Genomic DNA, 17,864 nt, shown 5'->3' on the forward strand with positions numbered 1-17,864 from the left:
CGCCACACGCGCCCCAGCCATGACCAGCCCCGAATCCACCACGGCACTTGCCGGCAGCACCGTCCGCGACGTCCAGCCCGCTGCCAGCTACGACGCCACGGCCAAGCAGAAGAGCCAGGCCAAGACTGCGCGCATCCCGATCAAGATCGTGCCGGCCGAGGTGCTGAAGAAGCCTGAGTGGATCCGCGTCAAGGCGGGCAGCCCCACCACGCGCTTCTACGAGATCAAGGACATCCTGCGCACCAACAAGCTGGTAACGGTGTGCGAAGAAGCGAGCTGCCCCAACATCGGCGAATGTTTTGGCAAAGGCACGGCCACCTTCATGATCATGGGCGACAAGTGCACGCGGCGCTGCCCGTTCTGTGACGTGGGCCATGGCCGTCCCGATCCGCTGGACGTGGACGAGCCCGACAACCTGGCCCGGACCATCGCGCAGCTCCAGCTGAAATACGTGGTGATCACCAGCGTGGACCGCGACGACCTGCGCGACGGCGGCGCCGGCCACTTCGTGGCCTGCATCGAGAAGACGCGCGCGCTCTCGCCGCAGACCCAGATCGAGGTGCTGGTGCCCGACTTCCGCGGCCGCGATGACCGGGCCCTGGACATCCTCAAGGCCGCCCCACCGGACGTGATGAACCACAACCTGGAGACCGTGCCTCGCCTGTACAAGGAAGCTCGCCCGGGGTCGGACTACCAGTTCAGCCTGAACCTGCTCAAGAAGTTCAAGGCGCTGTTTCCGCACGTGCCGACCAAGAGCGGCTTGATGGTCGGCCTGGGCGAGACGGACGAGGAGATCCTGGACGTGATGCGCGACATGCGCGCGCACCAGATTGACATGCTCACCATCGGTCAGTACCTCGCTCCCAGCGGCCACCACCTGCCGGTGCGTCGCTACGTGCATCCCGACACCTTCAAGATGTTCGAGGCCGAGGCCTACAAGATGGGGTTCACCCACGCCGCCGTGGGTGCCATGGTGCGCAGCAGCTACCACGCCGACCAGCAGGCTCACGGCGTGCTGAACCCGACGCTGAAGTGACATGACTGCCGCGCGCGACGTTCTGAGCGTGCGCGACTACGGCGCCTCGCACGGCAGCCACGATCACGACCACTTCCAGATCCTGTTCGGCCTGCACGGCGTGTTGGAGCTGGAAGTCGGAGGGCACGGCCGGCGCATCGGTGCGGGCGATGGCTGCGTCGTGCCACCGGGCGAACGCCACGACTTCGAAGCGCGCTTTGGTGCGCGCTGCCTGGTACTCGACAGCCAGGCCCGCGACTGGGCCCGCGCGGTTTCGTTCACCCCGCCACCCGCCACGATGGCGCTGGCGACCTACCTGGCCCGCGCCTGCACCGATCGGCTTCCGCGCGCGCAGCAGCACGGTCCTTCGCTGCTGCTGGAAGCCTGGTTGCCACCCGCAGACGGGGCGACAGGTCGCCCTCGTCGAACCATCGACTGGGACGCGCTGGCCCGTTGGGCGCTGGCGCGATCCAGCGTGGCCCCCACCGTGGCGGAACTGGCCGCGCGCGTGCACCTGAGCGCGGCCCAGCTCGCTTCACGCTGCCGCGACGAGCGCGGCCAGAGCACGCAGCAGTGGCTGCGCGAACTTCGCCTGGCGCAGGCGCGTGCCTGGCGCGAACAGGGCCTGAGCGTCGCCGAGGTGGCGCGCCGCAGCGGCTACCGCTCCCCCTCGGCACTCACCGCGGCGCGCCGACGAACCGGCATCTGAACCCGCGCCTCGCGACGTCAGACGCGCGTTTCGCGACGACGGATTCGCTACGCTGAGCGCCATGACTCCCGCCAACCTCCTGGCCCTGGGCGCCATCGCGCTGTGGGCTTCCCTCGCAGCGCTCGGCGTCGCGCTGTCGCACGTGCCCCCGTTCCTGCTCACTGGCCTGTCGCTGCTGGTGGGCTGCCTGATCGCGCTGCCGCTTTCGCGCTTCGACCTGCGGCAATGGCGCGTGCCGCTGTCCACGCTGGCCATCGGGGTGTATGGCCTGTTCGGTTTCCACTTCCTGCTGTTCATCGCGCTGCGTCACGCACCGCCGGTGCAGGCCAACCTGGTGAACTACCTGTGGCCATTGGGCATCGTGGTCATGGCGCCGCTGTTCCTCCCCGCTGTTTCGCTCACGACACGCCACGTACTCGCGGCGCTGCTGGGCTTTGCAGGCGCTGCACTGGCCATCCTGGGCGGCACCGGAGACGCTGGTGAGGCGCGCTGGGCCTGGGGCTACATTCCCGCGCTGGGCTCGGCCTTCATCTGGGCCAGCTACTCACTGCTCACGCAGCGTGTGCGGGCGTTCCCCACCGCCGCCATCGGCAGCTTCGCTCTGATCTCGGGCTTGCTGGCGCTGCTGTGCCATGCGCTGCTGGAACCCTCGGTGGCCCTGTCCTCGCGCGACCTGGGCCTGATCGCCGTGCTCGGACTCGGACCGCTGGGCGGCGCCTTCTTCCTGTGGGACGCGGCGCTCAAGCGCGGCGACGCGCGGCAGATCGGCGTGCTCAGTTTCCTCACACCCCTGCTGTCCACGCTGACGTTGCTGGTGATGCGGGGTGAGACGCCGAGCGTGGCGGTGGGCATGGCAGCCGCCATGATCGTGGGCGCGGCGGTGCTGGCCACGCGCCAGCAAAAGGCCTAGTCGACCATCAGCGCGGCGGGGTCTTCCGCCGCCAGCACGCTTTGCGCCCAGGTCTGAAGGCGAGTCGTGTCGCAGCGCAGGATCTGTTGCTTCACCGCCAGGATCTGCGACGGGTGCATGGAAAAACTGCGCAGGCCCAGGCCCAGCAGCAAGCGCGTCAACGTCACATCACCGGCCATTTCGCCGCACACGCTCACGCCTTTGCCCTGCTCACGGCATTGCGAGATGGTGCTGGCCAGCAGGTGCAGCACCGCGGGATGCACCGGGTCGTAAAGATGCGAGACCGCTTCATCGGCGCGGTCGATCGCCAGCGTGTACTGGATCAGGTCGTTGGTGCCGACGGAAAGAAAATCGAAGTGGCGCAGGAAGAGTGGAATGGTGAGCGCAGCCGCCGGCACCTCGATCATGGCGCCCAGTTTCACGGCGCCGTGCGGAACACCCGCCGAGATCAGTTGCTCCCGTGCCCGGTTGACGAGCGCCAGGGTCTGTCGAATCTCGCTCGCGTGCGCCAGCATGGGAATCAGCAGGTTGACCCGCCCATGTGCGGCAGCGCGCAGGATGGCGCGCAGTTGCGCCAGGAACATGGACGGCTCGGACAGGCTCCAGCGGATTGCGCGCAGGCCGAGCGCCGGGTTGAGATGGTCGTCGACGGCACGCGATGCGCCCCGGTCCAGCGGCTTGTCGGCGCCCACATCCACGGTGCGGATCGTCACCGGCAGCCCCTGCATGCCTTCGACGGCACGGCGGTAAGCCTGGTACTGCTCTTCCTCGTCCGGCAGCTTGCCGTTGCGACCCATGAACAGGAACTCGCTGCGAAACAGACCCACGCCCACCGCGCCGGCCTTGAGCGCAGCGGCGGCATCCTCGGGCTGTTCGATGTTGGCCAGCAGTTCGATCTTCTGGCCGTCGAGAGTGACAGCCGGGGTGTTCTTCAGGCGCGAGAGACGCTCGCGCTCGACTTCGCCCTGTCGCTGCTTGAAACCGTATTCCGCCAGCAGGATGGGCGAGGGATCGACCAGCACCACACCCGCGTCGCCGTCGATGATGACCCAGTCGTCCTGCTTGACGAGGTGGCTGGCCGAGCGCGCGCCCACCACCGCCGGGATGTCCATGCTGCGGGCCACGATGGCGGTGTGGCTGGTCTTGCCCCCCACGTCGGTGACGAAGCCCGCGAACACGCTCTGCTTGAACTGCAGCATGTCGGCCGGAGACAAGTCGTGCGCAATGAGCACCAGCGGCACTTCCGTGGTGTGGTCGTGCACCGGCCGCGAACCGCCCGCCACGGGCGACGCCACCCCGCGCATGACGCGAAGCATGCGTTCGACCACCTGCTCCAGGTCGGCCTTGCGTTCGCGCAGGTAAGGGTCTTCCATCTCGTCGAACTGGCGCGCGATCACCTCGAGCTGGGTGGTCAGTGCCCATTCGGCGTTGTAGTGGCGGTCGACGATCCACTGTTTCACGCCACTGGTGAGCTGCTCGTCCTGCAGCAGCATGAGGTGCACGTCGAGCAGCGCGGTGAGTTCGGGATGCGCATCGGTCGACTCGAGGTCGCCCAGGCTGTGCTGGACCTTCAGGATTTCCTCGGCCACCGCGTTGCGCGCCTGGCGCAGGCGCTCGATCTCGCCCTGCACCTCGTCGGCCTGCACGAAGTAGTGCGCCACATCGACGCGGCTGGATGCCACGATCACCGCCCGCCCGATGGCAATGCCCCGGGAGACGGCCAGACCGTGCACCGAAAAGGTCATTCTCCCTCGCCGAACTTGTCGTCGATCAGCGCCACGATGGCAGTCATGGCCGCCTGCTCGTCGCTGCCGGATGTCTCGATCTCCACCGAGCTGCCCAGGCCCGCGGCCAGCATCATCACACCCATGATGCTCTTGGCATTCACGCGCCGGTCGGCGCGCGTCATCCACACGTCGCTGGCGAAACTGCCGGCCAGCTTGGTGAGTTTGGCCGAGGCACGCGCGTGCAGCCCGAGCTTATTGCTGATGGTCACGGTGGTCTTGATCATGGGTCGTTCGTCGGGCCTGGTTCTGGGGAGCGGTCACCGCGACCTGGATCACGCCTTGCGTGGCGCCGATCATGGCGCGCGAGATCAGGGCGTCGAGCGACTCGTGCCGGTACGACACGGTGCGCAGCAGCATGGGCAGGTTCACGCCGGTGATGAGCTTGGAGTTCACGCCGTCGATGAGTTTCTGTGCGACGTTGCAAGGGGTGGCGCCAAAGACGTCGGTGACCACCAGCGTCTGGGGCAGGTGCATCTGGCGAAGCAGGGCGCGCGCCTGCGCCAGCGATTCCTCGGGGGGCACGTTCGGCTGGATGTCCAGCGCGGCGACCGCATCGGCGGCATCGGGAAACACGTGCAGAACGCATTGGCGCAACGCCGCGGCCAGGGGAGCGTGCGCAATGATGAAGATGCCGTTCATACGGCAAGTTTAGCTGGCCCGCCCTGCAGGCAGGCTGCGCCAGGCGCGCCAGAACGCCGCGTAGGCGAACACGCAACACATGCCGAAGATGGCAAATGCGCCGCGGTAGCGGGCGGGCTCGCTCCAGCCCAGCAGGCCCAGGCCCTCGATCAGCAGGCCAATGCCCCATTGCACGGCGAACACCCCGCCGAAGATGGCCAGGTTGTAGGCGGAGAGCGCACGCCCGGCAGCCTCGGCGGGCAGCGCCAGTGCCACGGCAGGCTGGGACAGCGAAGCAAAGGTGCTGCAGACGCAAAACAGCGCCCACAGCGCCCAGCCCGCATCGGCGCCGAGCAGGACGATGGCGGCCAGCACCCCCATGCTCAGCGGCATGCCCCAGGCAATCAGCCGTTCCGGCGGAAAGCCTCGGCGCGACAGGTGCGGATTGACCATGCCCCAGGCCCAGAAGGTGCAGAGCATCGAGAGGTTGATGCCGAAAAGACCCGCGGCGGCGGCCTCCGGGGTGTAACCCGCCACTTTCACCATCCACGGCCCTGCCCAGAGCGTCTGCACGGCGATCATGCCGCCGTAGTTCACGATACCCACCGGCAGCATCTGGCGGAAATAGCGATGGCGCCAGATGAATCCGTAGCCCTGCGCCGCCGTCCCTGCACTGGCAGGTGGCGCGGCCTGCTGCCAGCGTGGCACCGTGTAGGCCAGCACGGCCATGGACAACAGCAACAGGCCGGCGAGCAACCAGAAGAGTCCACGCCACCCCGTCAGCGGCATCAGCCACTGCACTGGCAGGGTGGACGCCACCATGCCGAGCGAACCCGACATCAGCATCCACGAGTTCGCCCGCAACTGGGCCGCGGGCGTCAGCCAGCGTCGGTAACCGGTGAGCGGCGCCATGAGGCAGGCGCTCACGCCCATGCCGATGAGCACCCGCGCTGCCAGCAGGCCGGAAAAACTGGTGGCCATGGCAAACGCGGCGCAGCCCGCCACCGCCACACTCAGGAATCCCAGCACCACGCTGCGCGGGCCATACCGGTCCAGCCAATTGCCCAGCGGCAGTTGCGTCAGGGCAAAGCCGAAGAAATAGCCACCGGCCAGAAGGCCCAGGTCGCCCGCGCTCAGCGCCATTTCCGCGCTCAGGGTGGGCGAGAGGGTGGCGGTGATGGCGCGCAGCAGGGCCGAGAGGAAATACGCGAAGACGAAAGCCAGAAACACAATGACCGCCGTTCGGGCGGGCAGATGATCGGGCAGGTGCGTGGCGCTCATGGCAACTGCAACGCTTCAAAGAACGTGGTGCTCACCTCAGCCGGCACCGTGGGTCCGTAGATGGCGGCCTGAAACACCTGCGTGCCCCGGACGAAATACGCCGCGCGCATCTGCACCGACTGGCCCTGCGGGTCGGTGCCCTGCGCGGCCAGCCCGCGTGCGACGGACGCACCCGCCAGGCGCACGTCCCAGCGGGCGGCGGGTGAATCCACCACGTCCGGCGCCACACGCAGGCTGGCGAGCGAAGCGCGTGGCCATTCGGCCAGCGCGGCATCGACCCGAGCCGCGTCGCCCAGTTCCACCCACGCGATGGCGAAGCTCAGACCGCCCGTGTCGCAGCTGTGCAGATGCATGTCGGTGGCGGCGCCGGCAAGCGGCACGCTGCGGCTCGCATGTTCGGGTTTGCACGGCATGAGCGCTTGCAGCGGCGTGCCTTGAGGGCGCAGTTCTCGCCAGTTGAAGGTCGGGCTGCAGGCAGACAGCGCCAGCACGACCAGCGGAAGGATCGCCACCCACGAAGGGCAGCGGCAGGGCGCGCGGCCCGCAGGGAAAAGAGACATGGGAACTCGAGCTGGACGTCCGACGCGACGCCGCGGCAGACGGCCTCGCGCACAATAGCGGCATGAATGCTCTGGATGGTATCCGTATCCTGGATTTGTCCCGTGTGCTGGCCGGCCCCTGGTGCACCCAGACCCTGGCGGATCTGGGTGCAGACGTCGTGAAAGTGGAGCGCCCGCCCGGCGATCAACACCCCGGCGGGGACGACACGCGCGGTTGGGGTCCCCCTTTCCTGCAGGGACGCGATGGCGCCGACACCGCGGAAGCCGCCTACTACCTGGGGGCCAACCGCAACAAGCGCTCCATCACCTGCGACATCGCGCGCCCTGAAGGCCAGGCGCTCATCCGCGAACTCGTGCAGCACGCCCAGGTGTTCGTGGAGAACTACAAGGTGGGCGACATGGCGCGCTACTGCCTGGATTACGACAGCCTGCGCAGGATCAATCCGCGGCTGGTGTACTGCTCCATCACTGGATTTGGCCAGACCGGTCCTTACAAGGACCGCGCCGGCTACGACTTTGCGATCCAGGCCATGGGTGGGCTCATGAGCGTGACCGGTGAGCGCGACTCCGCGCCCGGAGGCGGTCCGCAGAAAGTGGGTGTGGCCGTGGCCGATCTCTTCACCGGTCTTTATGCCACGGTGGCGATCCAGGCCGCGTTGCGCCACGCCGAGCGTACGGGTGAAGGGCAGCACATCGACATGGCGCTGCTGGACACACAGGTGGCGATGCTGGCCAATCTGGGCGCCAACTATCTGGTGCGCGGCCGTGACGACGGCAAGGTGCCCGGGCGCGCCGGCAACGCCCACGCCAACATCGTTCCCTACCAGGTGTTCGAGGTGGCGCCCGATGCGCAAGGTCAGCCGCAGCACATCATCCTGGCGGTGGGCAACGACGGTCAGTTCGCCAAGTTCTGCCACGTGGCCGGCCAGAGCGCGCTCGCCACCGACCCGCGTTTTGCCCAGAACCAGAACCGCGTGCGCCACCGCGACGTGTTGGTGCCTCTTCTGGAATCCATCCTGAAAACGCGCGGCAAGGCCGACTGGCTGGCCGCGCTGGAAGCCGCCAAAGTGCCTTGCGGCCCCATCAACAACCTCGCCGAGGTGTTCGCCGACGAACACGTGCGTTCGCGCGGCATGGTGCACACCTGGGTTCATCCCCTGGCCGATGCGGTCGATCTGGTGGCCAGCCCGCTCAAGCTCGGTGGGACGCCGGTGCGCAACGACCTGCCTCCGCCGCTAATGGGGCAGCACACCGCCGAGGTGTTGAAGGACTGGCTGGCCTGCCCGCCCGAACGACTGACCGAGCTGCGTCGCAGCGGCGCGGTCTGAACAGGGAACCTGCTGCGTGACCGATCAGTTGCCTACCCCCGCCTCCATGCGTGGCGCTGCCCAGGCGGCGGCCGCGCGCGGCCAGCCGCTGGTGGTGATGATCACGCTGGCCGGCTGCCCCTACTGCGAGATCGTTCGCAAGCACTACCTGTTGCCCATGCGGCGCGAAGGCCTCGTGCACGCCGTACAGCTCGACGTGCTCGACCGCACGGCCAACCTGCAGGGGTTTGACGGGCAGATGACCACGCCAGCGGCACTGGCCACCGGGTGGAAAGCCCGGTTCACCCCCACCGTGCTGTTCTTCGGCGCCGATGGGCGAGAGCTGGCGGAACGCCTGGTGGGCGTCGCGGTGCCGGACTTCTACGGCGAGTATCTGGAAGCGCGGCTCAACGAAGCCCGGAACAAACTGAAGTAGGCAAACCGATCTGCCGGTGGCAGGCACTCACTTCAGCGTGCCGAACACCTTCTTGAGAATGGCGCTGCCGGTGCCCACCGGGTCCTGTCGGATCTTGCGCTCCTCCTCTCCGATGATCGTGTAGAGGCCATCCAGCGACTTGCCGGTGACATAGCGCTGGATGTTGGCGTCTTCACTCTTCACGAGACCGATACCGGCGGCCTTGCCGGCGACGCGGTTGTACTGGTTGGCCAGCCCCACCTTTTCGGTCGCCCGCGTGACGATGGGGAGGAATTTCTCACCAAGCGGGTTGCGGGTCTTCTCGGCAAAGAACTGCGTCACGGAGTTGTCGCCACCGCTCAGGATGTTCTTGGCATCCGTGACGCTCATGGACTTCACCGCTCCCACCAGCAGATCCTTTCCCATGGGCACCGCCGCCTCGGCAGCGCGGTTCATGCTGGTCACGAGCTCGTCCACCCGCTTGCCCTGGCCCGTGAACTTGAGCAGCCTGGACGCGTCTTCAAGAAATCCGGGCAGCGGAATCCGAACTTTCGGGTTGCCCAGGAATCCATCGGTTCTGCCGAGCAGCGCGACCGCCGCCAACGCGCCCTTCTCCAGGGCCACCTTGATGCCCTGGCTGGCGTCCTGGTTGCTGAGGTCGCTCAGTGACAGCGCCCTGGCCTGCTCGTGGGCGGCCAGCACCATCAGGCCGATGAGGACCGAGGTGGACTGGGTAAACTGACGGCGTTGCATGGCAGATCCTCCTGGATGGCAGTTCGACGAAAGACGTGGGGCAATGTAGTCCCCGGGAAGTGAAAAGACAATGACCGCACTCAGTTCCGAAGGCCTTCACCGCAGGCGCGCCCTTTTGGCCACAGCCGCACTGGGTGCGGCCGCCACGCTGGGCCTTTCGGCGTGCAGCGGCCGCGATTCGGCACCCGAGTCCACCTTTGTCCTGCTGGACGGCTCCCGGGCCACCACCGCCGATCTCAAGGGGAAGGTGACGCTGGTGAATTTCTGGGCCACCACCTGCGTGACCTGTGTCAAGGAAATGCCGCAGATCATCTCCACCTGGCACAAGTACCAGGCCCAGGGTTTCGACACCGTGGCGGTGGCCATGGAGTACGACCCCCCGGCATGGGTGCTCAACTTTGCGCAGAGCCGCCAGTTGCCCTTCAAGGTCGCGCTGGACAACACGGGCGAGATCGCGCAGCAGTGGGGGGACGTGAAGCTCACCCCCACCACCTACCTTGTCGACAAGCAGGGTCAGATCGTCAAGCGCTATGTCGGGGAGCCGGATTTTCCGGCGCTGCACGCGCTGATCGAGAAACTGCTCGCGAAGGCCTGATCCGGCGACGTCAGTTCTTCTGGTAGGCGTCGTGGCAGGCCTTGCAGGTCTGGCCCACGGATCCAAAGGCGGTCTTCACAGCATCCAGATTGCCTGTCTTGGCAGCCGCCGAAAGCTTGGCGGTCTCCGCCTGCAGTTTGTCTGCGCCTTCCTTGAACTTGGCCTGCTCGGTCCAGATCTCCGGCTTGGCCCGGGTTTCGCCTTTGTCGGTGCCCGCGACGAACGCCTCCCACGGCAGCTTGCTCAGGCTCTCCAGCAGCGCTGCACTGTCCGCAGCGGCCTTGGCGTCGAAGGGCACGCGACCATTGGACATGGCGCCAAGACGGCCGGCATGGTTGCCCATGACCGTCATCACCGCCTTGCGGTACTTCACCGCATCTTCAGGCTTCTGGAACTGGGCCATGGCGGGTGGAGTGAACGCACCAAAAGCGATGGAAAGGGCAAGCGGGGCGACGATTCTCATGAAGACTCCTGAACAGGTTGTGGGGGAGACACGGTGGCTCTGTGGCCACCCGCGCCTGAGTGTACGGGTGGGTTCCAAGTTCCGCTCGAGCCCGCGAGCGTGTATCTTCTGCCCCTGTTTCCATGCACTCGAGACAAACCGCCATGCACACCATCCGCATCTGGGATCTGCCCACTCGCTTGTTCCACTGGCTGCTGGCGGCCTGCGTGATCGGCCTGGTTGTCACCGGCAGCGTGGGTGGCAACTGGATGGAATGGCACCTGCGACTGGGTTACGCGGTGCTGGCGCTGCTGCTCTTCCGGCTGGTCTGGGGATTCGTCGGCGGGCAGTGGTCCCGCTTTGCCAGTTTTCTCTATTCACCATCGTCGCTGGTGGCCTATCTGCGCGGTCAGCGCACGCCGGAACATGTCGCGGGCCACAGTCCGCTGGGTGCGCTCTCGGTGTTCGGGTTGCTGCTGATTCTGGCGGTGCAGGTCGCCAGTGGCTTGATGAGCGACGACGAGATTGCGGTGTCCGGACCGCTGGCGCGCTTTGTTTCCGGTGACGTCGTTTCCCTGGCCACGGGCTACCACACGGAAGTGGGCAAATTCATCGTCATGGCGCTGGTGGTGCTTCACGTGCTGGCGATCGTCTTCTACAAGGTGGTGAAGAAGCAAAGCCTGGTGCGACCCATGATCGCTGGCGACAAGCAGCTTCCCGCACCCGTGAGCGCATCCCGTGACACGGCCGGCACGCGTTGTCTCGCGCTGTTGGTGCTGGCTCTTTGCGGTGCCGCGGTCGCCTGGTTGGTCAGGATCGGGAACACCTTCTGAGCAGTTGATCGTCGCGAGCTGTCGTATAGTGACCGGCCCGCCAATGCCTGGACGCCACCCGCCTGCCACGCCACCATGAACGACTCCGGAGCCGCCGCCGTCTCCCTGCGACCTGCCCAGTTTCCGGAGGATCTGCAGACCGTTCGCGATCTGTTTCTGGACTATCAGGCCGGGCTGGGCATCGATCTGTGCTTCCAGGGCTTTGAGGCCGAGCTCGCCGGCCTGCCAGGGGATTACGCCGCGCCTTCCGGTGCCCTGTTGCTGGCGCTGGTGGACGGGCAGCCCGCAGGCTGCTGTGCCCTGCGGCCGCTGAACAATTCAGACCACCTCAACGCCTGTGAGATGAAGCGTCTGTACGTGCGACCGGCCTTCCGAGGTTTTGGTCTCGGGCGACTCCTGGTGGAACGCGTGCTGTCCGAAGGCCAGTTGGCGGGCTACACCACCATGCTGCTGGACACGCTGAGCGACATGGAAACGGCCCGCGCCCTGTACCAGGAAGCGGGCTTCGTCGAGGTGGCGCCCTACTACCACAACCCCATTGCCGGGGCGCACTACCTCAAGGTCGATCTCTGACCGTTCAGACGCCGGCCTTGGCCTGCGCCAGCAGCGTGTCCGCGTCACTGACCTCGAACTTGCCGGGAGCCTCGACGTTGAGCGTCTTGACAACGCCGTCCTTGATCAACATCGAATAGCGGTTGCTGCGCAGACCCATGCCACGGCCGGTGAGGTCCAGCGTGAGGCCGGTGGCCTTGGCGAAATCGGCGCTGCCATCGGCCAGCATGCGCACCTTGTCACCCGTCTTCTGGTCGCGGGCCCAGGCGCCCATCACGAACGCATCGTTCACGCTCAGACACCAGATCTCGTCGACGCCTGCGGCCTTGAAGTCCGCAGCGTGTTGAACGAAACCGGGCACATGCTTGGCCGAGCAGGTCGGCGTGAACGCCCCCGGCAGCGCAAACACGGCGATCGTCTTGCCAGCGGCGGTCTTCGCCACATCCACCGGGTTCGGGCCGATGCTGCAGCCGTTGCCTTCGACTTCGCTGTACTCCATCAGCGTTGCCGCCGGAATCTTGTCGCCCACCTTGATCATGCTGTGCTCCTCATCGTGAAGGCCCGAAGGCCGTGGCAGAAGGACCCGGATCATCCGGGTCCGGAAAAAGAAAAAGCGACCGAATTGTCGGTCGCTTTTTCGTTGTGCGCTGAGACCAGCGTCTCGGGGCTTACACCAGTGCGGCTTTTTGCACCAGACGGGTCGCAACCCAGTTCTTGGTCTTGGACAGCGGACGGCTCTCGGTGATCTCGATCACGTCGCCCATCTTGTACTCGCCCTTTTCGTCGTGCGCGTGGTACTTGCTGGACTTGGCCACGATCTTGTCGTAGAGCTCGTGCTTCACACGGCGCTCGACCAGCACCGTCACGGTCTTGTTGCGCTTGTCGCTGACCACCTTGCCAACCAAGGTGCGCTTGAGGGATGTTTTAGCTTCCGTCATGGTCACTCCTTATTTGGCCGAAGCCCGCTGCTTCTCGGCCAGGATGGTCTTGGCACGAGCGATCGCACGGCGGGTGTCACCCAGCGTGGCGTTGTTGTTGAGTTGTTGCGTGGCTTTTTGCATGCGCAGGCCGAAATGGGCCTTCTGCAGCGATTTCACTTCGGCTTCGAGGCCGGCCACATCCTTCTGGCGCAGTTCAGCAGTTTTCATCTTGTGTTCTCCTGAATCACTGACCCAGCATGCGCGTCACGAACGTGGTGCGCAGGGGAAGTTTGGCGGCGGCCAGCTGGAAGGCTTCGCGAGCCAGCTGTTCGGGCACACCCACGATCTCGTAGAGCACCTTGCCTGGCTGGATCTCTGCCACGTAGTACTCGACCGAACCCTTGCCGTTGCCCATGCGGACCTCGGCAGGCTTCTGGGAGATCGGCTTGTCCGGGAACACGCGAATCCAGATGCGGCCACCACGCTTGACGTGACGGGAGATCGCACGGCGTGCGGCCTCGATCTGGCGCGCCGTCAGACGGCCGCGGTCGGTCGACTTCAGGCCGAAGTCGCCGAACGCGACGGTGGCGCCGCTCGTGGCGACGCCGGTATTGCGGCCTTTTTGTTCTTTACGGAACTTGCGGCGAGCAGGTTGCAACATGTTTATTCTCCTTTGCCGTCCGCAGCTGCAGATGCGGGCGCGGCGTCTTTGCGAACGCGCTTAACGGCGGGTTTGGTTTCGGTGCTGCCGGTGGTGGCCTCGGCAGGCTTGTCGCTGCCATCGGCCGGGGCGGCGTTGGCGCCAGGGCGGCGAACCGCAGCGCGGGCAGGAGGACCTGCCGGACGCTCACGGCGCGGACCGCGCGGGCGACGCTCTTCTTCCACACGCGGCTCGGCGGCCACGGGCGCATCGTTGCGACCCAGGGTATCGCCCTTGTAGACCCAGACCTTCACACCAATGATGCCGTAGGTGGTCTTGGCTTCGGACGTGCCGTAATCGATGTCGGCGCGCAGGGTGTGAAGGGGCACGCGACCTTCGCGGTACCACTCGCAACGAGCGATTTCGATGCCGTTGAGACGGCCCGACGACATGATCTTGATGCCCTGTGCGCCCAGACGCATGGCGTTCTGCATCGCGCGCTTCATGGCGCGACGGAACATGATGCGCTTCTCGAGCTGCTGCGTGATGCTGTCGGCGATCAGCTTGGCATCGATTTCGGGCTTGCGCACTTCTTCGATGTTGACCGCGACCGGCACGCCGAGCTTGGCGGCCAGTTCCTTCTTCAGCTTCTCGATGTCCTCGCCCTTCTTGCCGATCACCACGCCCGGACGTGCCGAGTAAATGGTGATGCGCGCGTTCTTGGCGGGGCGCTCGATCACGACGCGCGAAACGGCTGCGTTCTTCAGCTTGCCCTTGAGGTACTCACGCACCTTGATGTCTTCGGCCAGCATGCCCGCGAAGTCGCGGTTGCTCGCGTACCAGCGGCTGGCCCAGTTGCGGGAAACTGCGAGGCGGAACCCGGTCGGGTTGATTTTCTGTCCCATATTCCTGTGACCTCTTCAGTTGCCAACCGTCACGTAGATGTGACACGTGGGTTTGCTGATGCGGTTGCCGCGGCCTTTGGCGCGGGCCGAGAAGCGCTTGAGCGTGGTGCCTTGTTCGACGTAGATGGTCTTGACCTTCAGTTCGTCGATGTCGGCGCCGTCGTTGTGCTCTGCGTTGGCGATCGCGGACTCCAGCGCCTTCTTGACGATGCCGGCCGCCTTCTTCTGCGTGAACGCCAGGATGTTGAGCGCCTGGTCGACCTTCTTGCCGCGAATCAGGTCGGCAACCAGTCGGCCTTTGTCGACCGAGAGGCGAACGCCTCGAACGATTGAACGGGTTTCCATGGTTGTTCCTTACTTCTTCGCTTTTTTGTCGGCCGGGTGGCCCTTGAACGTGCGCGTCAGCGAAAACTCGCCGAGCTTGTGTCCCACCATCTGATCGGTGATGTACACGGGCACGTGCTGCTTGCCGTTGTGCACGGCGATGGTCAGGCCGATGAAATCGGGCAGGATCATCGAGCGGCGCGACCAGGTCTTGACGGGCTTCTTGTCCTTGGTGGCCTGGGCTTTTTCAACCTTGGCCATCAGGTGGTGGTCGACAAACGGACCTTTTTTGAGTGAGCGAGTCATGTTGTCAACCCTTTACTTCTTGCGACGCGAGACGATCATCGACTGCGTGCGGCGGTTGTTGCGGGTGCGGTAACCCTTGGTCAGGTTGCCCCACGGATCCACCGGAGCGCGGCCTTCGCCGGTCTTGCCTTCACCACCACCGTGCGGGTGGTCGATCGGGTTCATCGCGGTACCGCGAACGGTCGGACGGATGCCCATGTGACGCTTCACACCGGCCTTGCCCAACTGTCGCAGGCTGTGTTCCTGGTTGGACACTTCGCCAATGGTGGCGCGGCAATCCACGTGGACCTTGCGCACTTCGCCGGAGCGCATGCGCACCTGGGCGTAGATGCCTTCGCGGGCCAGCAGCACGGCCGAGGCGCCGGCGGAACGGGCAATCTGCGCGCCCTTGCCGACCTGCAGCTCGATGCAATGGATGGTCGAACCGACCGGGATGTTGCGGATCGGCAGGGTGTTGCCCACGCGAATCGGCGACTCCGACCCCGACAGCAACGTTGCGCCCACTTCAACGCCACGCGGAGCGATGATGTAGCGACGCTCGCCGTCGGCGTAGCACAGCAGCGCGATGTGCGCCGTGCGGTTCGGGTCGTACTCGATGCGCTCGACCTTCGCGGGGATGCCGTCCTTGTTGCGACGGAAATCGACCACGCGGTAGTGGTGCTTGTGACCACCGCCCTTGTGGCGGGTGGTGATGTGACCGTTGTTGTTGCGGCCGGCCTTCTGGAACTGGGGTTCCAGCAGGGGCGCAAAACCTTCACCCTTGTGCAGGTGGTCACGCGTGACCTTCACCATGCCGCGACGGCCTGGCGAGGTGGGTTTCATCTTGATGACTGCCATGATTAAACGCCCTCTCCGCCGAAGTTCAGCTCTTCACCGGGCATCAGCGTCACGTACGCCTTGCGCACATGGTCGCGACGACCGACGGTCTTGCCGAAGCGCTTGGACTTGCCCTTCTGGTTGAGCACGGAAACACCCTTGACCTGCACCTTGAACATCAGTTCGACTGCGGCCTTGATCTCGGGCTTGGATGCGTCGCGCAGCACCTTGAACAGCACGGCGTTGGTTTGTTCGGCGACCTGGGTGGCTTTCTCGGACACGATGGGTGCCACGAGGACCTGCATCAGGCGGCCTTCGTCGAATTGTGCGGCGCTCATGCGAACATCTCCTTGAGCTGGTCGATCGCCGCCTTGGTGACGATGACCTTCTTGTAATGCACCAGCGACAGCGGGTCGGCGTAACGGGGTTCGACGACCAGCACGTTGGGCAGGTTGCGTGAAGCCAGGTACAGGTTCTCGTCGACTTCCTCGGCGATCACCAGAACCGATTGCAGGTTCATGGCCTTGAACTTGTCGGCCAGTTGCTTGGTCTTGGGCGAATCCACTTTCATGGAGTCGATCACGGCCAGGCGGCCTTCACGAACCAGCTGCGAGAAGATGGACGCCATGCCGGCGCGGTACATCTTCTTGTTGAGCTTCTGGGTGAAGTTCTCGTCCGGGCTGTTCGGGAAAATGCGACCGCCTCCGCGCCACAGCGGCGAAGACGTCATACCGGCGCGGGCGCGGCCCGTGCCTTTTTGCTTGAACGGCTTCTTGGTCGAGTGCTTGACCATCTGGCGGTCTTTTTGTGCACGCGTGCCTTGACGGGCGTTCGCCTGGTAAGCCACCACGAGCTGGTGGATCAGGGCTTCGTTGTAGTCGCGACCAAACACGGTCTCGGGCACGTCCACGTTGGACGATGCCTGGCCCTGGTCGTTCAGGAGTTCAACTTGCATCAGTTTGCTCCCTTGCCGGATTTGGCCTTGATGGCGGGACGCACGGTCACGAAACCGCCGTTCGAGCCCGGCACTGCGCCGCGGATCATGAGCAGCTGACGGGTTTCGTCCACGCGCACGATGTCGAGGTTCTGGATGGTCTTGGTGTCATCGCCCATGTGACCGGTCATTTTCTTGCCCGGAAACACGCGACCCGGATCCTGGGCCATGGAGATGGAGCCAGGCACATTGTGCGAACGGCTGTTGCCGTGCGATGCGCGCTGGGACTTGAAGTTGTGGCGCTTGATGGTGCCGGCAAAGCCTTTACCAATCGACGTGCCTTGCACGTCCACCTTCTGACCCACCGCGAAGATCGCGTTGGGGGCCACCACGGCACCGGGCTGGTACTGGGCAGCGACGTCGGAGGCGACGCGGAATTCCTGGATGATCTCACCCGCTTCGACACCGGCCTTGGCCAGGTGGCCCGCTTCGGGCTTGGTCACGCGGGAGGCACGACGGGCACCAAAGGTGACCTGCAGTGCGTCGTAGCCATCATGGGCCAGGGTTTTGACCTGTGTCACACGGTTGTTGGACACGTCGACCACCGTGACAGGAACTGCGTCCCCATCATCGGTGAACAGGCGCATCATGCCCACCTTGCGACCCAACAACCCGAGGGAGTTGCTAAGACTCATTGTTTTCTCCGTTCCCGACTTCAATTGGCCGGGGCTGATGTTGCGAAACCGGGGTTTCGCGCTAAGGGCCGGCCAGATTCAGGATCAGCCGGCACCACGAAATTTCCTGCCAGAAGCGGGAAAGCCCGCCAGTATAACTGGCGGGCTTTTTTTATGCAAGCTGAAGGCTTACTGCAGCTTGATTTCGACGTCCACGCCAGCCGGCAGGTCGAGCTTCATCAGGGCGTCAACCGTTTTGTCGGTCGGGTCCACGATGTCCATCAGACGCTGGTGGGTGCGGATTTCGAGCTGGTCGCGGCTGGTCTTGTTGACGTGCGGCGAACGCAGGATGTCGAAACGCTTCATGCGGGTGGGCAGGGGCACAGGGCCCTTGACGATCGCGCCGGTGCGCTTGGCGGTATCCACGATCTCGGCGGCCGAGCTGTCGATCAGCTTGTAGTCGAACGCCTTGAGGCGGATGCGGATTTTCTGCTTGGTGGACATGACCGCTCCTTACGCAATGATCTTGGCAACCACGCCGGCGCCGACGGTGCGGCCGCCTTCGCGG

27 protein-coding genes are annotated in these 17,864 nt (G+C 65.2%); 8 read left to right on the forward strand and 19 right to left on the reverse strand.

Translation table 11 applies throughout. From position 1 onward, the window contains the following. Positions 1 to 19 precede the first annotated feature (19 nt). From lipA to ACTIEY_RS20350, 3 genes are all read left to right on the forward strand, one after another. Entirely contained in the window at positions 20 to 1,036 is a 1,017-nt protein-coding gene (gene lipA / locus ACTIEY_RS20340) for a lipoyl synthase (protein WP_439520974.1), read from the forward strand. 1 nt (position 1,037) lies between these two features. Next, entirely contained in the window at positions 1,038 to 1,724 is a 687-nt protein-coding gene (locus ACTIEY_RS20345; RefSeq protein WP_439520975.1) for an AraC family transcriptional regulator, read from the forward strand. A 61-nt stretch (positions 1,725 to 1,785) separates the two neighbouring features. Further along, positions 1,786 to 2,634, forward strand: a complete 849-nt coding sequence (locus ACTIEY_RS20350) for a DMT family transporter (protein WP_439520976.1) — start codon at positions 1,786 to 1,788, stop codon at positions 2,632 to 2,634. Here the strand turns inward: ACTIEY_RS20350 and ptsP are convergent. Genes ptsP through ACTIEY_RS20375 form a run of 5 tightly spaced genes read right to left on the reverse strand, consistent with a single transcriptional unit; the run spans position 2,631 to position 6,880 of the window. Beyond that, positions 2,631 to 4,379, reverse strand: a complete 1,749-nt coding sequence (ptsP, locus tag ACTIEY_RS20355) for a phosphoenolpyruvate--protein phosphotransferase (RefSeq protein WP_439520977.1) — start codon at positions 4,377 to 4,379, stop codon at positions 2,631 to 2,633. The genes ACTIEY_RS20350 and ptsP overlap by 4 nt on opposite strands. Continuing rightward, entirely contained in the window at positions 4,376 to 4,645 is a 270-nt protein-coding gene (locus tag ACTIEY_RS20360) for an HPr family phosphocarrier protein (RefSeq protein WP_439520978.1), read from the reverse strand. The genes ptsP and ACTIEY_RS20360 overlap by 4 nt, the downstream gene beginning before the upstream one ends. Continuing rightward, the gene (locus ACTIEY_RS20365; protein ID WP_439520979.1) at positions 4,614 to 5,060 is read right to left on the reverse strand and encodes a PTS sugar transporter subunit IIA; all 447 of its coding nucleotides are present in this window, start codon (positions 5,058 to 5,060) and stop codon (positions 4,614 to 4,616) included. The genes ACTIEY_RS20360 and ACTIEY_RS20365 overlap by 32 nt, the downstream gene beginning before the upstream one ends. Positions 5,061 to 5,069: 9 nt before the next feature. Next, positions 5,070 to 6,320 (reverse strand): MFS transporter, encoded by a 1,251-nt coding sequence (locus ACTIEY_RS20370; RefSeq protein ID WP_439520980.1) that lies wholly within the window; start codon positions 6,318 to 6,320, stop codon positions 5,070 to 5,072. Continuing rightward, positions 6,317 to 6,880, reverse strand: a complete 564-nt coding sequence (locus ACTIEY_RS20375; protein WP_439520981.1) for a hypothetical protein — start codon at positions 6,878 to 6,880, stop codon at positions 6,317 to 6,319. Before ACTIEY_RS20375 ends, ACTIEY_RS20370 begins: the two co-directional genes overlap by 4 nt. A gap of 62 nt (positions 6,881 to 6,942) precedes the next feature. On the opposite strand from ACTIEY_RS20375, the gene ACTIEY_RS20380 reads away from it, so the two are divergent. Further along, positions 6,943 to 8,208, forward strand: a complete 1,266-nt coding sequence (locus ACTIEY_RS20380) for a CaiB/BaiF CoA transferase family protein (RefSeq protein WP_439520982.1) — start codon at positions 6,943 to 6,945, stop codon at positions 8,206 to 8,208. 46 nt (positions 8,209 to 8,254) lie between these two features. Continuing rightward, the gene (locus tag ACTIEY_RS20385; protein WP_439520983.1) at positions 8,255 to 8,623 is read left to right on the forward strand and encodes a thioredoxin fold domain-containing protein; all 369 of its coding nucleotides are present in this window, start codon (positions 8,255 to 8,257) and stop codon (positions 8,621 to 8,623) included. A 27-nt stretch (positions 8,624 to 8,650) separates the two neighbouring features. Here the strand turns inward: ACTIEY_RS20385 and ACTIEY_RS20390 are convergent, their stop codons facing one another. Further along, a complete protein-coding gene (locus ACTIEY_RS20390; protein WP_439520984.1) occupies positions 8,651 to 9,355 on the reverse strand; it encodes a DUF4197 domain-containing protein in 705 nt (234 codons plus the stop codon). A gap of 70 nt (positions 9,356 to 9,425) precedes the next feature. Between ACTIEY_RS20390 and ACTIEY_RS20395 the strand changes: the two genes are divergently transcribed. Further along, positions 9,426 to 9,950, forward strand: a complete 525-nt coding sequence (locus ACTIEY_RS20395) for a TlpA family protein disulfide reductase (RefSeq protein ID WP_439520985.1) — start codon at positions 9,426 to 9,428, stop codon at positions 9,948 to 9,950. Positions 9,951 to 9,960: 10 nt separating this feature from the next. Here ACTIEY_RS20395 and ACTIEY_RS20400 read toward each other — a convergent pair whose 3' ends face one another. Then, on the reverse strand, positions 9,961 to 10,413 hold the full coding sequence (locus tag ACTIEY_RS20400; protein ID WP_439520986.1) for a c-type cytochrome: 453 nt from the start codon (positions 10,411 to 10,413) through the stop codon (positions 9,961 to 9,963). A 122-nt stretch (positions 10,414 to 10,535) separates the two neighbouring features. On the opposite strand from ACTIEY_RS20400, the gene ACTIEY_RS20405 reads away from it, so the two are divergent. Together ACTIEY_RS20405 and ACTIEY_RS20410 are read left to right on the forward strand one after the other, a co-directional pair. Further along, on the forward strand, positions 10,536 to 11,225 hold the full coding sequence (locus ACTIEY_RS20405) for a cytochrome b/b6 domain-containing protein (protein ID WP_439520987.1): 690 nt from the start codon (positions 10,536 to 10,538) through the stop codon (positions 11,223 to 11,225). Positions 11,226 to 11,300: 75 nt separating this feature from the next. Then, positions 11,301 to 11,798 carry a GNAT family N-acetyltransferase gene (locus ACTIEY_RS20410; protein ID WP_439520988.1) on the forward strand — a complete coding sequence of 166 codons (498 nt, stop codon included), beginning with the start codon at positions 11,301 to 11,303 and terminating at the stop codon, positions 11,796 to 11,798. Between the two features lie 4 nt (positions 11,799 to 11,802). Here ACTIEY_RS20410 and ACTIEY_RS20415 read toward each other — a convergent pair whose 3' ends face one another. The 12 genes from ACTIEY_RS20415 to rpsJ form a co-directional block, all read right to left on the reverse strand. Then, positions 11,803 to 12,315 carry a peroxiredoxin gene (locus ACTIEY_RS20415; RefSeq protein WP_439520989.1) on the reverse strand — a complete coding sequence of 171 codons (513 nt, stop codon included), beginning with the start codon at positions 12,313 to 12,315 and terminating at the stop codon, positions 11,803 to 11,805. Between the two features lie 130 nt (positions 12,316 to 12,445). Continuing rightward, positions 12,446 to 12,715: a 30S ribosomal protein S17 gene (rpsQ, locus tag ACTIEY_RS20420; protein ID WP_439520990.1), complete on the reverse strand. Its 270-nt coding sequence runs from the start codon at positions 12,713 to 12,715 to the stop codon at positions 12,446 to 12,448. A 9-nt stretch (positions 12,716 to 12,724) separates the two neighbouring features. Continuing rightward, positions 12,725 to 12,925 (reverse strand): 50S ribosomal protein L29, encoded by a 201-nt coding sequence (gene rpmC, locus ACTIEY_RS20425; RefSeq protein WP_428291309.1) that lies wholly within the window; start codon positions 12,923 to 12,925, stop codon positions 12,725 to 12,727. 16 nt (positions 12,926 to 12,941) lie between these two features. Beyond that, positions 12,942 to 13,358 carry a 50S ribosomal protein L16 gene (gene rplP / locus ACTIEY_RS20430; protein WP_086126960.1) on the reverse strand — a complete coding sequence of 139 codons (417 nt, stop codon included), beginning with the start codon at positions 13,356 to 13,358 and terminating at the stop codon, positions 12,942 to 12,944. Positions 13,359 to 13,360: 2 nt separating this feature from the next. Beyond that, the gene (gene rpsC / locus ACTIEY_RS20435; RefSeq protein WP_439520991.1) at positions 13,361 to 14,242 is read right to left on the reverse strand and encodes a 30S ribosomal protein S3; all 882 of its coding nucleotides are present in this window, start codon (positions 14,240 to 14,242) and stop codon (positions 13,361 to 13,363) included. A 15-nt stretch (positions 14,243 to 14,257) separates the two neighbouring features. Continuing rightward, positions 14,258 to 14,587, reverse strand: coding sequence for a 50S ribosomal protein L22 (gene rplV / locus ACTIEY_RS20440; protein ID WP_137918325.1), 330 nt, complete (start codon positions 14,585 to 14,587; stop codon positions 14,258 to 14,260). A gap of 9 nt (positions 14,588 to 14,596) precedes the next feature. After that, positions 14,597 to 14,872 carry a 30S ribosomal protein S19 gene (gene rpsS, locus ACTIEY_RS20445; protein WP_428291311.1) on the reverse strand — a complete coding sequence of 92 codons (276 nt, stop codon included), beginning with the start codon at positions 14,870 to 14,872 and terminating at the stop codon, positions 14,597 to 14,599. A 12-nt stretch (positions 14,873 to 14,884) separates the two neighbouring features. Continuing rightward, positions 14,885 to 15,709: a 50S ribosomal protein L2 gene (gene rplB / locus ACTIEY_RS20450; RefSeq protein ID WP_066272349.1), complete on the reverse strand. Its 825-nt coding sequence runs from the start codon at positions 15,707 to 15,709 to the stop codon at positions 14,885 to 14,887. Between the two features lie 2 nt (positions 15,710 to 15,711). After that, on the reverse strand, positions 15,712 to 16,026 hold the full coding sequence (gene rplW, locus ACTIEY_RS20455; protein WP_439520992.1) for a 50S ribosomal protein L23: 315 nt from the start codon (positions 16,024 to 16,026) through the stop codon (positions 15,712 to 15,714). Then, positions 16,023 to 16,643, reverse strand: a complete 621-nt coding sequence (rplD, locus tag ACTIEY_RS20460; protein WP_439520993.1) for a 50S ribosomal protein L4 — start codon at positions 16,641 to 16,643, stop codon at positions 16,023 to 16,025. The genes rplW and rplD overlap by 4 nt, the downstream gene beginning before the upstream one ends. Further along, positions 16,643 to 17,317: a 50S ribosomal protein L3 gene (gene rplC / locus ACTIEY_RS20465; RefSeq protein WP_439520994.1), complete on the reverse strand. Its 675-nt coding sequence runs from the start codon at positions 17,315 to 17,317 to the stop codon at positions 16,643 to 16,645. The genes rplD and rplC overlap by 1 nt, the downstream gene beginning before the upstream one ends. Positions 17,318 to 17,485: 168 nt before the next feature. Next, on the reverse strand, positions 17,486 to 17,800 hold the full coding sequence (gene rpsJ, locus ACTIEY_RS20470; RefSeq protein WP_056266806.1) for a 30S ribosomal protein S10: 315 nt from the start codon (positions 17,798 to 17,800) through the stop codon (positions 17,486 to 17,488). Between the last annotated feature and the right edge of the window lie 64 nt (positions 17,801 to 17,864).

Source organism: Hydrogenophaga sp., assembly GCF_051858985.1.
GTDB lineage: Bacteria > Pseudomonadota > Gammaproteobacteria > Burkholderiales > Burkholderiaceae_C > Hydrogenophaga.

Bases quoted from the DNA above. Each gene is read 5' to 3' on its own strand.
- ACTIEY_RS20385 (WP_439520983.1), top strand. From the start codon at position 8,255: ATGCGTGGCGCTGCCCAGGCGGCGGCCGCGCGCGGCCAGCCGCTGGTG.
- ACTIEY_RS20370 (WP_439520980.1), bottom strand. From the start codon at position 6,320: ATGAGCGCCACGCACCTGCCCGATCATCTGCCCGCCCGAACGGCGGTC.
- ptsP (WP_439520977.1), bottom strand. From the start codon at position 4,379: ATGACCTTTTCGGTGCACGGTCTGGCCGTCTCCCGGGGCATTGCCATC.
- rpsQ (WP_439520990.1), bottom strand. From the start codon at position 12,715: ATGACGGAAGCTAAAACATCCCTCAAGCGCACCTTGGTTGGCAAGGTG.
- ACTIEY_RS20380 (WP_439520982.1), top strand. From the start codon at position 6,943: ATGAATGCTCTGGATGGTATCCGTATCCTGGATTTGTCCCGTGTGCTG.
- ACTIEY_RS20405 (WP_439520987.1), top strand. From the start codon at position 10,536: ATGCACTCGAGACAAACCGCCATGCACACCATCCGCATCTGGGATCTG.
- rplC (WP_439520994.1), bottom strand. From the start codon at position 17,317: ATGAGTCTTAGCAACTCCCTCGGGTTGTTGGGTCGCAAGGTGGGCATG.
- ACTIEY_RS20390 (WP_439520984.1), bottom strand. From the start codon at position 9,355: ATGCAACGCCGTCAGTTTACCCAGTCCACCTCGGTCCTCATCGGCCTG.
- ACTIEY_RS20410 (WP_439520988.1), top strand. From the start codon at position 11,301: ATGAACGACTCCGGAGCCGCCGCCGTCTCCCTGCGACCTGCCCAGTTT.
- ACTIEY_RS20345 (WP_439520975.1), top strand. From the start codon at position 1,038: ATGACTGCCGCGCGCGACGTTCTGAGCGTGCGCGACTACGGCGCCTCG.
- ACTIEY_RS20395 (WP_439520985.1), top strand. From the start codon at position 9,426: ATGACCGCACTCAGTTCCGAAGGCCTTCACCGCAGGCGCGCCCTTTTG.
- ACTIEY_RS20360 (WP_439520978.1), bottom strand. From the start codon at position 4,645: ATGATCAAGACCACCGTGACCATCAGCAATAAGCTCGGGCTGCACGCG.
- rplD (WP_439520993.1), bottom strand. From the start codon at position 16,643: ATGCAAGTTGAACTCCTGAACGACCAGGGCCAGGCATCGTCCAACGTG.
- ACTIEY_RS20415 (WP_439520989.1), bottom strand. From the start codon at position 12,315: ATGATCAAGGTGGGCGACAAGATTCCGGCGGCAACGCTGATGGAGTAC.
- ACTIEY_RS20350 (WP_439520976.1), top strand. From the start codon at position 1,786: ATGACTCCCGCCAACCTCCTGGCCCTGGGCGCCATCGCGCTGTGGGCT.
- rpsC (WP_439520991.1), bottom strand. From the start codon at position 14,242: ATGGGACAGAAAATCAACCCGACCGGGTTCCGCCTCGCAGTTTCCCGC.
- rpmC (WP_428291309.1), bottom strand. From the start codon at position 12,925: ATGAAAACTGCTGAACTGCGCCAGAAGGATGTGGCCGGCCTCGAAGCC.
- rplB (WP_066272349.1), bottom strand. From the start codon at position 15,709: ATGGCAGTCATCAAGATGAAACCCACCTCGCCAGGCCGTCGCGGCATG.
- ACTIEY_RS20400 (WP_439520986.1), bottom strand. From the start codon at position 10,413: ATGAGAATCGTCGCCCCGCTTGCCCTTTCCATCGCTTTTGGTGCGTTC.
- rpsS (WP_428291311.1), bottom strand. From the start codon at position 14,872: ATGACTCGCTCACTCAAAAAAGGTCCGTTTGTCGACCACCACCTGATG.
- ACTIEY_RS20365 (WP_439520979.1), bottom strand. From the start codon at position 5,060: ATGAACGGCATCTTCATCATTGCGCACGCTCCCCTGGCCGCGGCGTTG.
- ACTIEY_RS20375 (WP_439520981.1), bottom strand. From the start codon at position 6,880: ATGTCTCTTTTCCCTGCGGGCCGCGCGCCCTGCCGCTGCCCTTCGTGG.
- rplV (WP_137918325.1), bottom strand. From the start codon at position 14,587: ATGGAAACCCGTTCAATCGTTCGAGGCGTTCGCCTCTCGGTCGACAAA.
- rplW (WP_439520992.1), bottom strand. From the start codon at position 16,026: ATGAGCGCCGCACAATTCGACGAAGGCCGCCTGATGCAGGTCCTCGTG.
- rpsJ (WP_056266806.1), bottom strand. From the start codon at position 17,800: ATGTCCACCAAGCAGAAAATCCGCATCCGCCTCAAGGCGTTCGACTAC.
- lipA (WP_439520974.1), top strand. From the start codon at position 20: ATGACCAGCCCCGAATCCACCACGGCACTTGCCGGCAGCACCGTCCGC.
- rplP (WP_086126960.1), bottom strand. From the start codon at position 13,358: ATGTTGCAACCTGCTCGCCGCAAGTTCCGTAAAGAACAAAAAGGCCGC.